The organism is Pseudomonas sp. P5_B3 (assembly GCF_056400405.1).
Genome location: NZ_JBFULI010000008.1, coordinates 94,026 through 107,468 on the forward strand (window position 1 = coordinate 94,026; position 13,443 = coordinate 107,468).

Below are 13,443 nucleotides of genomic sequence, written 5' to 3' on the forward strand. Positions count from 1 at the left end.
CGTATTGCAGCCTTCAGCGTGTTACCACATCAGATCATCAGGGATCTTATAGGCGGCGTACGGATCATCCTCGACACTCACTTCTTCGGTCTGCACATTCATCTGCACGATACGTTGAGGGTCGCGTTCCTGAATCTTCAGTGCCGCCTCGCGCGGAATCACTTCGTAGCCGCCAGCGTGATGCACGATGGCCAGCGAACCGCTGCTGAGCTTGTTGCGCATCAGGGTGTTGACGCAGATGCGCTTGACCTTCTTGTCGTCGACGAAGTTGTAGTAATCCTCGGTCGTCAATTTCGGCAGGCGCGAGACTTCGATCAATTGCTTGACCTGCGCGGCACGGGCCTTGGCCTCGGCCTTCTCCTGCTGCTGGCGGTTGAGTTCCTGGTCGCGCTTGACCTTCTCGGCCATGGCTTCCTGCGCCGCGCGCTGCTGGGAGTCATCCAGCTCGATCTGGCCTTTGTGGGCCAGGCGTTGTTGTTTCTGCTTGTCTTTGCTGACCTGCTTGGCCTGCTTCTGGTTGACCAGCCCTGCTTTGAGCAACTGGTCGCGAAGGGAAATGCTCATGGTGCTTATTACTCACTTAGGCCACTGCTCAACCGCAGCTGGGCAAATTCTTTTCCTGACGTTTGGCTTCGCCCCACAAGGCGTCCAACTCTTCGAGGGTGCAATCTTCCATGGGACTGCGGGTGTCGCGCAATGCCTGTTCGATAAAACGAAAGCGTCGTTCAAACTTGCCGTTGGCGCCACGCAGTGCGGTTTCCGGATCGACTTTGAGATGCCGCGCCAGATTGACCACGGAAAACAGCAGGTCACCGATCTCGTCGGCCACGGCTTCGGGATCGTTTTCCGACATCGCTTCGAGGACTTCATCGAGTTCCTCACGCACTTTATCGAGCACCGGCAAGGCGTCTGGCCAGTCGAACCCGACCTGCCCCGCGCGCTTCTGCAATTTTGCCGAACGGGACAACGCTGGCAGAGCGGCGGGCACATCATCGAGCAACGACAGCTGTTCGGGCGTTGAAGATTTCTCCGCGCGCTCCTCGGCCTTGATCTCTTCCCAACGCTGCTTGACCTGCTCTTCACTCAAACGCGGGACATCCAGCGGCGCATACAGGTCACCGGTGGGGAACACGTGGGGATGACGGCGGATCAGCTTGCGGGTGATGCTGTCGACCACGCCTTCAAACTCGAAGCGCCCTTCTTCCCGGGCCAACTGGCTGTAATAAACCACCTGGAACAGCAGATCGCCTAGCTCGCCCTGCACGTGATCGAAGTCGCCGCGCTCGATGGCATCGGCCACTTCATAGGCTTCTTCGAGGGTGTGCGGGACGATGGTGGCCCAGGTTTGCTTGAGATCCCACGGGCAACCGTACTGCGGGTCGCGCAGGCGGTTCATCAGGTGCAGCAGGTCTTGAAGTGAATACATTTACTAAACTCTGCGAGAACCTGTGGGAGCGAGCTTGCTCGCGATAGCGGCTTGTCAGACAACACATGTGCTGAATGTTAAGCCGTCATCGCGAGCAAGCTCGCTCCCACAGTGGATCGGCGCTAAACATGCCATCAAGGCGTACGGTTACGCCGGGTTTCGATGATGTTCGGCAACTGGGAAATCCGCCCCAGCAACCGCCCCAATGCGTCCAGCCCCGGAATCTCGATGGTCAGGGACATCAGCGCGGTGTTGTCCTCCTTGTTCGAGCGGGTGTTGACCGCCAGCACGTTGATTCGCTCATTGAGCAGCACCTGCGAGACGTCACGCAGCAGACCGGAACGGTCGTAGGCGCGGATGACGATGTCCACCGGATAGGTGAGCACCGGTACCGGCCCCCAGCTGACCTGGATGATTCGCTCGGGCTCGCGCCCGGCCAGCTGCAGCACCGAGGCGCAGTCCTGACGGTGAATGCTCACGCCGCGACCCACGGTGATGTAACCGACGATGGCATCGCCCGGCAACGGCTGGCAGCAGCCGGCCATCTGGGTCATCAGGTTGCCGACGCCCTGGATCTGGATATCGCCGCGCTTGCCCGGTTTGTAGCCGGTGGCCTTGCGCGGAATCAGTTCCAGCTGTTCGTTTCCTCGCTCCGGCTCGACCAGTTGCTGCGCCAGGTTGACCAGTTGCGCCAGGCGCAGATCCCCGGCGCCGAGGGCGGCGAACAGGTCTTCGGCGGTTTTCATGTTGGCCTTGTCGGCCAGCTTGTCGAAATCCACCGCGGGCAGACCGAGGCGATTGAGCTCGCGCTCCAGCAGCGTTTTACCGGCCGCGACGTTCTGGTCACGGGCCTGCAACTTGAACCAGTGAACGATCTTCGCCCGCGCCCGCGATGTGGTGACGTAACCCAGGTTCGGGTTCAGCCAGTCGCGGCTCGGGGTGCCGTGCTTGCTGGTGATGATCTCGACCTGTTCACCGGTTTGCAGGCTGTAATTGAGCGGCACGATGCGCCCGTTGATCTTGGCGCCGCGGCAGTTGTGACCGATTTCGGTGTGTACGCGGTAGGCGAAGTCCAGCGGTGTCGCACCCTTCGGCAAGTCGATGGCGTGACCGTCCGGGGTAAAGATGTAGACCCGGTCGGGCTCGATATCGACCCGCAGCTGTTCCGCCAGGCCACCGATGTCGCCCAGCTCTTCGTGCCATTCGAGCACCTGACGCAGCCAGGATATTTTCTCTTCGTAGTGATTGGAGCCGGACTTGACGTCGGTGCCCTTGTAGCGCCAGTGCGCGCACACACCGAGTTCGGCTTCTTCGTGCATCGCATGGGTGCGGATCTGCACTTCCAGCACCTTGCCCTCGGGCCCGATCACCGCCGTGTGCAGCGATCGATAGCCGTTTTCCTTGGGGTTGGCGATGTAGTCGTCGAACTCTTTCGGAATGTGCCGCCACAGGGTATGGACGATGCCGAGCGCGGTGTAGCAGTCGCGCATTTCCGGTACCAGTACGCGAACGGCTCGAACGTCGTAGATCTGGCTGAACTCCAGGCCCTTGCGCTGCATTTTGCGCCAGATCGAATAGATGTGTTTGGCCCGGCCGCTGATGTCGGCATCGACGCCGGTGGCCTGCAATTCGTTTTTCAGCTGGCTCATCACGTCGCTGATGAAGCGCTCGCGATCCAGGCGCCGCTCGTGGAGCAACTTGGCGATCTGCTTGTACTGGTCCGGCTCCAGGTAACGGAAGGACAAATCCTCCAGTTCCCACTTGATGTGACCGATACCCAGGCGATGGGCCAGTGGCGCGTAGATATCGAAGACTTCACGGGCGACGCGGTTGCGTTTTTCGTCGTCGGCGGTCTTCACCGCACGGATGGCGCAAGTACGCTCGGCCAGTTTGATCAGGGCGACGCGAACGTCGTCGACCATGGCCACCAGCATCTTGCGCAGGTTTTCCACCTGGCCCTGGGTGCCCATCACCAAGGATTTGCGCGGACTCAGGCTGTCGCTGATCGCCGCCATGCGTTGCACGCCGTCGATGAGTTTGGCCACCACCGGGCCGAAACGCTGGCTGACTGCCGGCAACGGGATCTGGCCTTCGCGCACGCCCCGGTACAGGACCGCGGCGACCAGTGAGTCCTGATCGAGTTTGAGATCGGCGAGAATCTCGGCGATCTCAAGGCCGGTACGAAACGTGGAGTTCCCTTCCGACCACAGATTCTGTGCCGCATTGGCTTGTTGTTCGGCCTCGCGAGCGTACTCGCAGGCCTCTTTCAAGGCTTCGCGATCCAGTGCCAGATCGACACTCACCGCGTGATCGAGCCAAGCCTCGAGATTGATACTGCCGTCGGTGTTGATCGGCTGGTGTGCTCTCACCTGTACCATCTTGCTTACCTTCCCTACGACGCAGATTCAATGCGTCAATTCGCTGACCTTCGTTACCCATGCGCCCACGTCGGGCTGGTGCGCGGCTGCACGGGCGGGCCAGTCGGACCAGACGAGCATCCTAGCTCGCTTCAAATAACGCCATGGCCTCGACATGCGCCGTTTGAGGAAACATATCGAGAATCCCGGCACGTTTTAACCGGTAGCCCTGCTTGATCAATTCGACCGTGTCACGCGCCAGAGTGGCCGGGTTGCACGACACGTACACCAACCGTTCGGCGCCCAGGGTCTTGAGCTTGTGAACAACCTCGAAAGCACCGTCACGCGGTGGGTCCAAGAGTACCGCACAAAAGCCTTCGGCGGCCCATTCGGCGTCCGTCAAAGGCTGGGATAAATCGGCGTGAAAAAACTTCGCGTTATGCAGATTATTGCTAGCCGCATTCGCCGCTGCCCGATCGACCATCACCCGCACACCTTCGACCGCCACCACTTCGCGAGCGGCCTTGGCCAGTGGCAAGGCAAAGTTGCCCAKGCCACAGAACAGATCGAGTACGCGCTCATCAGCGGTCGGCTTCAACCAGTCCAGCGCCTGGGCGACCATCGCTTCGTTGACTGCGGCGTTGACCTGGATGAAATCCCCGGGACGGTATGCCAGCTCCAGCCCCCACTGTTCAAGACGATAGCCCAAGGACTGATCGGCCTGGACCGGCTGCGGTTCACCGTCGCCATGCAGCCACAACTGGGCTTCGTGGAACGCGCAGAAATCCTTGAGGATCGTCAGGTCGGCGTCGGACAACGGCGCCATGTGCCGCAGCAAAACCGCCAAGGTCGAGCCGCTGAACAACTCCACATGCCCGAGTGCCTGAGGTTTGCTCAAGCGTCGCAGCATCTCCGGCAAGCGGGTCATGATGGGTTGCAAGGGTTGTACCAGCACCGGGCAATCATCGATGCCAACGATGTCCTGGCTGCCGGCGGCGCGGAACCCGACTTCGAGTTTCTTCGCCTTGATGTCCCAGCGCACCGCCACACGGGCGCGACGACGGTAGCCGAATTCCGGACCGGTCAATGGTTCGGCCCACTCCTCGGGCGCGACACCGGCGACCTTGGACAATTGCTCGGCGAGCATGCGCTGTTTCAGGGCGAGTTGTTCGTTGTGGGGCAGATGCTGCACGCTGCAGCCGCCGCAACGGCCGGCATGGGCGCACGGCGCCGGACGGCGCAATTCGCTGGCGTTGAACACCCGCTCGGTCCGCGCCTCGACCACTTTGCCGTGGGCACCGAGTACGCGAGCCTCGACTTCTTCGCCGGCCAACGCACCGATGACGAACCAGGTACGACCTTCGAAAAACGCGATGCCGCGACCGTCATTGGCCAGGCGCTCGATGGTCAGGCGCTGCTTTTTGCCGGTCGGGATTTGCGGGGCCTTGCTGCCGCCGGTGGGCTGGAAGCGCAGGCCTCTTTCATGTTTGGCCATCAGTTGGGCGCGTCGAAAATGCCGGTCGACAAGTAACGGTCGCCGCGGTCGCAGATGATCGCGACGATCACCGCGTTTTCAACTTCTCTGGACAGGCGCAGCATTGCCGCCACGGCGCCGCCCGAGGACACGCCACAGAAAATGCCTTCTTCGCGGGCCAGGCGACGGGTCACGTCTTCGGCTTCGCTTTGGGCCATGTCGACGATCCGGTCAACGCGGTCAGCCTGGTAGATCTTCGGCAGGTATTCCTGAGGCCAGCGGCGGATACCCGGGATCGCCGAACCTTCCATCGGTTGCAGGCCGATGATCTGCACGTTGTCGTTCTGCTCTTTCAAGTAGCGCGACACGCCCATGATGGTGCCGGTGGTGCCCATGGAACTGACGAAATGGGTGATGGTGCCCTGGGTCTGGCGCCAGATTTCCGGGCCAGTGGTGGTGTAGTGCGCCTCGGGATTGTCACCGTTGGCGAACTGATCCAGTACCTTGCCGCGACCCTCGGCTTCCATCTTCTGCGCGAGGTCACGGGCGCCTTCCATGCCCTGTTCCTGGCTGACCAGAATCAGCTCGGCGCCATAGGCCGTCATGGCTGCCTTGCGCTCGGCGCTGGAGTTGTCCGGCATGATCAGGATCATCCTGTAACCCTTGATCGCGGCGGCCATGGCCAGGGCGATCCCGGTGTTGCCCGACGTCGCTTCGATCAGCGTATCGCCAGGATGGATCTGCCCGCGCAGTTCGGCGCGGGTGATCATCGACAGCGCCGGACGGTCCTTGACCGATCCCGCCGGGTTGTTCCCTTCGAGCTTGAGCAAAAGGGTATTGCTGGTGGCGCCGGGCAGGCGCTGCAAACGAACCAGCGGAGTGTTGCCGACGCAATCGGCGATGGTTGGGTACTGCAAGGTCATGGCGTATTCGCAATCCAGACTGCGGGGGCGTCTATCATACCGGCAAACGTTCGCAGGCCATATCACGCAAAGTGTGGTGCTTATGGTTTATGGGAATAAGCAGATATTTTGCGGTGAACATCAGGACCTCATCGCGGGCAAGCCCGCTCCCACAGGGTACCGGGGTGATCACACGTTTCGCGGTTCAAACACGGTCAATGTAGGAGCGAGCCTGCTCGCGATGGCGTCGTCACGGACACCGCCATCATCCGCCAACAACCGCATATTCAAGCGCAACCCGCTCCCGGTGTTCTGCGCCCACAGCTGTCCGCCCTGACGCTGCACCGCGTTCCGGGCAATGCTCAAGCCCAGTCCGAATCCACCATCCCCTGGCCGCGAACCGTCGAGTCGGGTGAACGGCAGGAAGATCCGCTCCAGATCAGCTTGCGCCACACCATCGCCCTGATCCTCCAGCCACAGGTGCCAGAAATCGCCATCACGCTGGCCACCCAGCTGGACAATGCCTCCCGCTGGCGAATGACGAATCGCATTGCGCAGAATATTTTCCAATGCCTGGGCCAGGGTGTTGAGATGACCGCGAACCCAACAGGATGCATCCACCGTGCATTGCAACTGCGTATCGGGCCAGCCACTTTCATAGCTGGCGTTCTCCGTGAGCATTTCCCACAGGGCCTGGATCTGAATGGCTTCGTCGGGCAATCGGGTGCGCTCGGTATCGAGCCAGGCCAGTTGCAGCGTGTCATCCACCAGACGCTGCATGCCATCGACCTCACGGCCGATGCGTTCGCGCAATGGCTCCAGCCCCTGCTCGCTTTCACTGGCCACCCGCAGGCGGCTCAAAGGCGTACGCAATTCGTGGGACAAGTCGCGCAGCAGTTGCTGCTGCAAGGCCACGGTGCTTTGCAGGCGTTCGGACATATGGTCGAACGCCCGCCCCAGCTCACCCAATTCATCGGAACGATTGGTGGTGCGGCTCGATAGGCGCACATTCAGTTGGTCGGCACGCCAGGCGTTGGCCTGCTCACGCAAGTGGTTGAGCGGCACCACCAGCAAACGGTAGAGCCCGACGCACAGCAGCAAGGTGAACAACCCCGGAATCACGCCGTTGGTGATCACCCGCCAGAACAACCGGTATTGCCCAGGCAGAAAGCGTTCAGGCAGCTCGATCACCAGGCTGCCGGCGGACGGGTCGCCGGGAAACGGTATGCGCATCCACGGCCGGCCTTTCTTGTGGATGGGCCAATCGAGGCCGCGCAAAAAAGTCAGGTGCTCGATTTCCCGGTCCGTCAGCGCTTGACTGCTCAACGACTGCAAATCACCGCCGATCACACCCACCCAACTGGCTTCATGCAACTGGATGTCCTGCAACCATTCATCGACGCCGGCGCTCTTGCGCTGTCGCCATGCTTGCTCGGCCTGCGCGGCATAGTGCGTCAGGGTGCCCCGGGCTTCATCCGAGAGGAACTGATTGCGTTCCTCCATGTAGCGTCCCCAGGACCAACTGAGCCAGATCATCAGCAAGCAGAACGCCACCAGCAGACAAGCCAGTTTCCAGAACAACGAATGCCTGCCCGGCAAGTTACATTTCATCGGCGGCGCTCAGGATGTAACCCTTGCCCCATACCGTACGCACTTCGCGCTCGGTGTAGCCAATGGCCTTGAGCTTGCGGCGGATCTGGCTGATGTGCATGTCCAGGCTGCGGTCATGGGCCGCGTAACCACGCTGCAGCACCTGCTGATAGAGGAAGGCTTTGCTCAGTACTTCGTCGGCGCTACGGTGCAGCGTCTCCAGCAGCCGATACTCGCTGCGGGTCAGGCCACCGGCCTGTTCGCCGTAAAAGACGTCGAAGCTTTCATCGTCGAAACGCAGGCTGTCCATCGACAGGGCCGGCACGGCGGGCGCGGGGCGGCGGTCGAGTGCCACCCGCCGCAGAATGGCTTCGATGCGCACCCGCAACTCCACCATGCTGAAGGGCTTTGGCAGGTAATCATCGGCCCCCAGGCGAAAGCCGCTGATGCGATCGGCCTCGGCACCGAGGGCCGACATCAGCAACACCGGGGTGGAATGGCTCTGGCGCAATTGAGTCAGTACCGCCAGGCCGTCCATGCCCGGCAGCAGGATATCCATCAACACCACGTCGAAAGGTTGCCGGCGGGCAATGTCCAGGCCTTCCTGGCCGTTCTGGCACCAGGTCACCTGGAAGCCGCTGCGGTCCAGGTGCTCGTGAACATAGGCGCCGAGCACAAGGTCGTCTTCGATGGACAGGATTCGGGGGAGACCAGCAGTGATGGGAGTCATGACTATCTGCAAACAATTCTCAGTTGAGCGATTATTCAAGATTGCCTCGCCAGGGGCAACCCACGGTTTGTCCGTATCGCCAAAGAGTCGCCCGGGCCGACGAATGACTGCACCATTTTTACGAAGATTGCCCGCGAGCAAATCGCTACACTGCGCAAGTGGTGCATGGCGGATGCATGTACGGGCCGATAAATAGCGGGATGCAGGAGAGATGCGTGCTCAAGAAACTGGGAATCAAAGGCCGCGTGCTGTTGCTGACCCTGTTGCCGACCAGCCTGATGGCATTGGTGCTGGGGGGTTATTTTACCTGGATGCAACAGGCTGACCTGCAAACCCAACTCATGCAGCGTGGCGAAATGATCGCCGAGCAGTTGGCTCCACTGACGGCGCCAGCCATGGGCCATCAGGACAACGAACTGCTCGAACGCATCGCCACCCAGGCCCTGGAACAAACCGACGTACGGGCCGTGACCTTCCTGGCTCCCGACCGCACGTTGCTGGCCCACGCCGGCCCGTCCATGCTCAATCAGACACCCTCTGGCAGTGGCACGCAAATGCTGCGCAGCAGCGGCAGCGATGCGACCCGCTATCTGCTGCCGGTATTCGGTAAACACCGTAACCTGGCCGGGGACGTGATTCCTGAAGAAGCCGACCGCCTGCTGGGCTGGGTCGAGCTCGAACTGTCCCATAACGGCATGCTGTTGCGCGGTTACCGCAGCCTGTTCGCCAGCCTGATGTTGATCGCTACGGGACTGATCGGTGCGGCACTGCTGGCCCTGCGCATGGGTCACACGATCAATCGGCCGTTGAGCCAGATCAAGCAGGCCGTGGCCCAACTCAAGGACGGCCACCTGGAGACCCGCTTGCCGCCCCTCGGTAGCCAGGAACTGGATGAACTGGCTTCCGGCATCAACCGCATGGCCGGCACCCTGCAAAATGCCCAGGAAGAATTGCAGCACAGCATCGACCAGGCCACCGAAGACGTGCGCCAGAACCTGGAAACCATCGAGATCCAGAACATCGAGCTGGATCTGGCGCGCAAGGAGGCCCTGGAAGCGAGCCGGATCAAGTCCGAATTCCTGGCCAACATGAGCCATGAAATCCGCACGCCGCTCAATGGCATTCTCGGCTTCACCCACCTGTTGCAAAAAAGCGAGCTCACCCCACGCCAGCTCGACTACCTGGGCACTATCGAAAAATCCGCCGATAGCCTGCTGGGGATCATCAACGAGATTCTCGACTTCTCGAAAATCGAAGCTGGCAAGCTGGTGCTCGACCATATTCCGTTCAACCTGCGCGACCTGCTCCAGGACACCCTGACCATCCTCGCCCCGGCCGCCCACGCCAAGCAGCTGGAACTGGTGAGCCTGGTGTATCGGGACACGCCGCTGTCACTGGTGGGCGACCCGCTGCGGCTCAAGCAGATCCTGACGAACCTGGTGAGCAATGCGATCAAGTTCACCCGCGAAGGCACCGTCGTCGCCCGCGCCATGCTCGAAGAAGAACACGAAGACACCGTGCAGCTGCGCATCAGCATTCAGGACACCGGCATCGGCCTGTCGAACYAGGACGTACGCGCCCTGTTCCAGGCCTTCAGTCAGGCCGACAACTCGCTGTCGCGGCAACCCGGCGGCACTGGCCTGGGTCTGGTGATTTCCAAACGCCTGATCGAACAGATGGGCGGTGAGATCGGCGTCGACAGCACGCCGGGGGAAGGGTCGGAATTCTGGATCAGCCTGAGCCTGCCCAAAGCCCGCGACGATGCCGAAGACCTGCCCGCCGCGCCGCTTCTCGGGCGCCGGGTGGCGGTGCTGGAAAACCACGAACTGGCCCGGCAGGCGTTGCAGCATCAACTGGAAGACTGCGGCCTCAACACCACACCGTTCAACACCCTGGAAAGCCTGACCAATGGCGTCACCGCCGCCCACCAGACCGATCAGGCGATCGACCTTGCAGTGCTCGGCATCACCAGCAACGACATGCCGCCGGAACGCCTCAACCAGCACATCTGGGACCTCGAGCATCTTGGCTGCAAAGTGCTGGTGCTGTGCCCGACCACGGAACAGACGCTGTTCCATCTTTCCGTGCCCAACCCCCACAGCCAGCTCCAGGCGAAACCGGCCTGTACCCGCAAGTTGCGACGCTCCCTGTCTGATCTGGTCAACCCGCGCCCGATGCGCAGCGAGCCGGGCGAACCGCTGTCCAGCCGTGCACCGAAGGTGCTTTGCGTCGACGACAATCCGGCCAACCTGATGCTGGTGCAGACCCTGCTCGAAGACATGGGCGCCAATGTGCTCGCCGTGGAAAGCGGTTTTGCCGCCATCAAGGCGGTGCAGAACGAGACATTCGATCTGGTGTTGATGGACGTGCAGATGCCCGGCATGGACGGCCGCCAGAGCACCGAGGCGATCCGCCAATGGGAAAGCGAACGCCATTGCACGCCGCTGCCGATCGTGGCCCTCACCGCCCATGCCATGGCCAACGAAAAACGCGCGATGCTGCAAAGCGGCATGGACGACTACCTGACCAAACCGATCAGCGAACGGCAATTGGCGCAGGTGGTGCTGAAATGGAGCGGCCTGGCGCTGCGCAATCACCGCCCGGAGCGCTCCGGCGATGGGCATGCTGGCGCCCACGACCTGTTGGTACTCGACCACGACGAAGGATTGCGCCTGGCCGCCGGCAAGGCTGATCTGGCGGCGGACATGCTGGCGATGCTGCTGGCGTCCCTGGAGGCCGACCGCGAAGCCATCCGCCTCGCTCAGCAAAGCAACGACCACAACGCCCTGATCGAACGGGTCCATCGCCTGCATGGCGCGACGCGTTACTGCGGCGTACCGCAATTGCGTGCGGCCTGCCAACGCAGCGAAACCCTGCTCAAGCAACAGGACCCGAATGCCAGCGTGGCACTGGAGGAGCTCGAGCGGGCGATCAATCGCCTGGCGGCCCAGGCGCGCATGAATGCTTGATGCAGCGCAACTGCGTCAATCGAACATCAGCGTAAGCTCAGTTCCTACAGAAACGGGACAGGGAGGACATCATGCGTACGATTCTTTTCAGCAGCCAGAACTACGACCGCGACAGTTTTCTCGCTGCCGAACAACCGGCCGGCATCGAGCTGCAATTTCAGCCGGCGCGCCTGAGCCTCGACACAGTGGCGCTCGCCCAAGGGTATGAAGCGGTCTGTGCGTTCATCAATGATGACCTCGGCGCGGCGGTGCTCGAACGCCTGGCCGCCGGTGGTACACGCCTGATCGCCCTGCGCTCGGCCGGTTACAACCACGTCGACTTGCCGACGGCAAAGCGTCTGGGACTGGCCATCGTGCGCGTCCCGGCCTATTCGCCCCACGCGGTGGCCGAACATGCGGTGGCGCTGATCCTCGCACTCAACCGCCGCTTGCCTCGCGCCTATAACCGCACCCGCGAAGGGGATTTCAGACTGCAGGGGCTGACCGGTTTCGACCTGGTGGGCAAGACCGTCGGGGTGGTCGGCACCGGGCAGATCGGTGCCACCTTCGCCAAAATCATGAGCGGATTTGGCTGCCGGTTACTGGCCTGTGACCCCTACCCCAACCCGCAGGTCGAAGCCCTCGGCGCGCGCTACCTGAGCCTGCCGCAACTGCTGGCCGAGTCGCAGATCATCAGCCTGCACTGCCCGCTCAACGAGCAGAGCAGGCACTTGATCAATCGCCAATCCCTGGCGCACATGCAACCGGGTGCGATGCTGATCAATACCGGGCGTGGCGGCCTGGTGGACACGCCGGCGCTGATCGATGCATTGAAAGACGGTCGCCTGGGTTACCTGGGGCTGGATGTGTATGAGGAAGAGGCGCAGTTGTTCTTCGAGGACCGCTCCGACCTGCCGTTGCAAGATGATGTGCTGGCACGGTTGCTGACCTTCCCCAACGTGATCGTCACCGCGCACCAGGCCTTTCTGACCCGCGAAGCGCTGGACGCGATTGCCACCACCACATTGCGTAACATTGCAGCCTGGACGGCGGGCACCCCGGAAAACCAGGTGACGGGAGACTGAAACGGATCGAAGGTCATCTGCCTGCGCGATGCGGTGTGCAAGCCCGTGATAGCATATCGCGCATATTTGGAGGACCCATGGTCGAACACGATTTCCGCTACAGCCTGATGAACCCGCAACACACCCTCACCGAATGCCGCGCCCTGGTGCCGGGGCGCTATCAGGTCACCGGCAACGGTGGCTCGATTCGCAACAACGACGTGCTGGTCGTGACCCTCAAGGGTGCCAAGGACTTGTCCATGCGACTGACCGTCGAAACGGTTCGCCACCTGATCAACCCGCCCGGTCAATGGGTCGCGGTGGCCAGTGGCCCGGTATTCGGCGAACTGGCCATCCACACCTGGCAAGTGAACTGTGACAGCTGCGCCAAAGAGCTGAGCTTCGAGTTCGCCGTCGATGCCAAACTGGGCAACAAGGCCGAAAAGCCTGCCGCCACCGTGCGGATTGCCGAGCTGGGCTGGACCACCGTTGGCGAGAAACACCTGTGCCCAAAATGCCAGGAGCCTGCGTGATGAAACGCCTCGCTCTGAGCGCGATGGCCGGAGCCAGCCTGCTGGGCTGCGCCGCCGAGCCGGTGCAGTTGCAACAAAACCGCAGCTACATTCTGGAATGGATCGGTGAGCGGCCGTTGATGGACTACAGCCACCTGACCATCACCTTCGCTGAAGACGGCCGGGCCTATGGCAATGGCGGCTGTAACCACTGGTTCGCACCGTACACCCTCGATGGCGACAAACTGACCTTCGGCAAAATCGGCAGCACCCGCAAACTGTGTGCACCGGCGCTGATGGAACAGGAAAAACGCTTCCTTCAGGCCCTGGAAAACGTCCAGCGCTGGGACGTCTCCCCGATCGAGCAGATGCGCTTCTGGCCAGCCGAAGGCAAGCCACTGCGTTGGTGGCTTGAGGAGGGTTGATCCCCTGAAAGATCG

11 protein-coding genes are annotated in these 13,443 nt (G+C 61.7%); 4 read left to right on the top strand and 7 right to left on the bottom strand.

What is annotated here, in order from left to right; all coding sequences use genetic code 11:
• Positions 1 to 21 precede the first annotated feature (21 nt).
• From AC1DRN_RS07660 to AC1DRN_RS07690, 7 genes are all read right to left on the bottom strand, one after another.
• Positions 22 to 564 (bottom strand): DUF2058 domain-containing protein, encoded by a 543-nt coding sequence (locus tag AC1DRN_RS07660; RefSeq protein WP_057713659.1) that lies wholly within the window; start codon positions 562 to 564, stop codon positions 22 to 24.
• Positions 565 to 592: 28 nt separating this feature from the next.
• Entirely contained in the window at positions 593 to 1,426 is an 834-nt protein-coding gene (gene mazG / locus AC1DRN_RS07665) for a nucleoside triphosphate pyrophosphohydrolase (protein ID WP_223459706.1), read from the bottom strand.
• Positions 1,427 to 1,560: 134 nt separating this feature from the next.
• Positions 1,561 to 3,804 carry a GTP diphosphokinase gene (gene relA, locus AC1DRN_RS07670; RefSeq protein ID WP_108215290.1) on the bottom strand — a complete coding sequence of 748 codons (2,244 nt, stop codon included), beginning with the start codon at positions 3,802 to 3,804 and terminating at the stop codon, positions 1,561 to 1,563.
• 121 nt (positions 3,805 to 3,925) lie between these two features.
• Entirely contained in the window at positions 3,926 to 5,278 is a 1,353-nt protein-coding gene (rlmD, locus tag AC1DRN_RS07675) for a 23S rRNA (uracil(1939)-C(5))-methyltransferase RlmD (protein WP_477786662.1), read from the bottom strand.
• A complete protein-coding gene (gene cysM / locus AC1DRN_RS07680; protein WP_108215288.1) occupies positions 5,278 to 6,180 on the bottom strand; it encodes a cysteine synthase CysM in 903 nt (300 codons plus the stop codon). Before cysM ends, rlmD begins: the two co-directional genes overlap by 1 nt.
• 168 nt (positions 6,181 to 6,348) lie before the next feature.
• Positions 6,349 to 7,770, bottom strand: a complete 1,422-nt coding sequence (locus AC1DRN_RS07685; protein ID WP_223459709.1) for a sensor histidine kinase — start codon at positions 7,768 to 7,770, stop codon at positions 6,349 to 6,351.
• A complete protein-coding gene (locus AC1DRN_RS07690) occupies positions 7,760 to 8,479 on the bottom strand; it encodes a response regulator transcription factor (RefSeq protein WP_223459711.1) in 720 nt (239 codons plus the stop codon). Before AC1DRN_RS07690 ends, AC1DRN_RS07685 begins: the two co-directional genes overlap by 11 nt.
• 215 nt (positions 8,480 to 8,694) lie before the next feature.
• Between AC1DRN_RS07690 and AC1DRN_RS07695 the strand changes: the two genes are divergently transcribed.
• The 4 genes from AC1DRN_RS07695 (at position 8,695) to AC1DRN_RS07710 (ending at position 13,428) form a co-directional block, all read left to right on the top strand.
• Entirely contained in the window at positions 8,695 to 11,448 is a 2,754-nt protein-coding gene (locus AC1DRN_RS07695; RefSeq protein WP_457266168.1) for a response regulator, read from the top strand.
• 71 nt (positions 11,449 to 11,519) lie between these two features.
• Positions 11,520 to 12,512 (top strand): 2-hydroxyacid dehydrogenase, encoded by a 993-nt coding sequence (locus AC1DRN_RS07700; protein WP_223459716.1) that lies wholly within the window; start codon positions 11,520 to 11,522, stop codon positions 12,510 to 12,512.
• Between the two features lie 77 nt (positions 12,513 to 12,589).
• Positions 12,590 to 13,024 carry a hypothetical protein gene (locus AC1DRN_RS07705; RefSeq protein ID WP_223459719.1) on the top strand — a complete coding sequence of 145 codons (435 nt, stop codon included), beginning with the start codon at positions 12,590 to 12,592 and terminating at the stop codon, positions 13,022 to 13,024.
• Entirely contained in the window at positions 13,024 to 13,428 is a 405-nt protein-coding gene (locus AC1DRN_RS07710; RefSeq protein WP_223459722.1) for an META domain-containing protein, read from the top strand. Before AC1DRN_RS07705 ends, AC1DRN_RS07710 begins: the two co-directional genes overlap by 1 nt.
• The last annotated feature ends 15 nt before the right edge of the window (positions 13,429 to 13,443 follow it).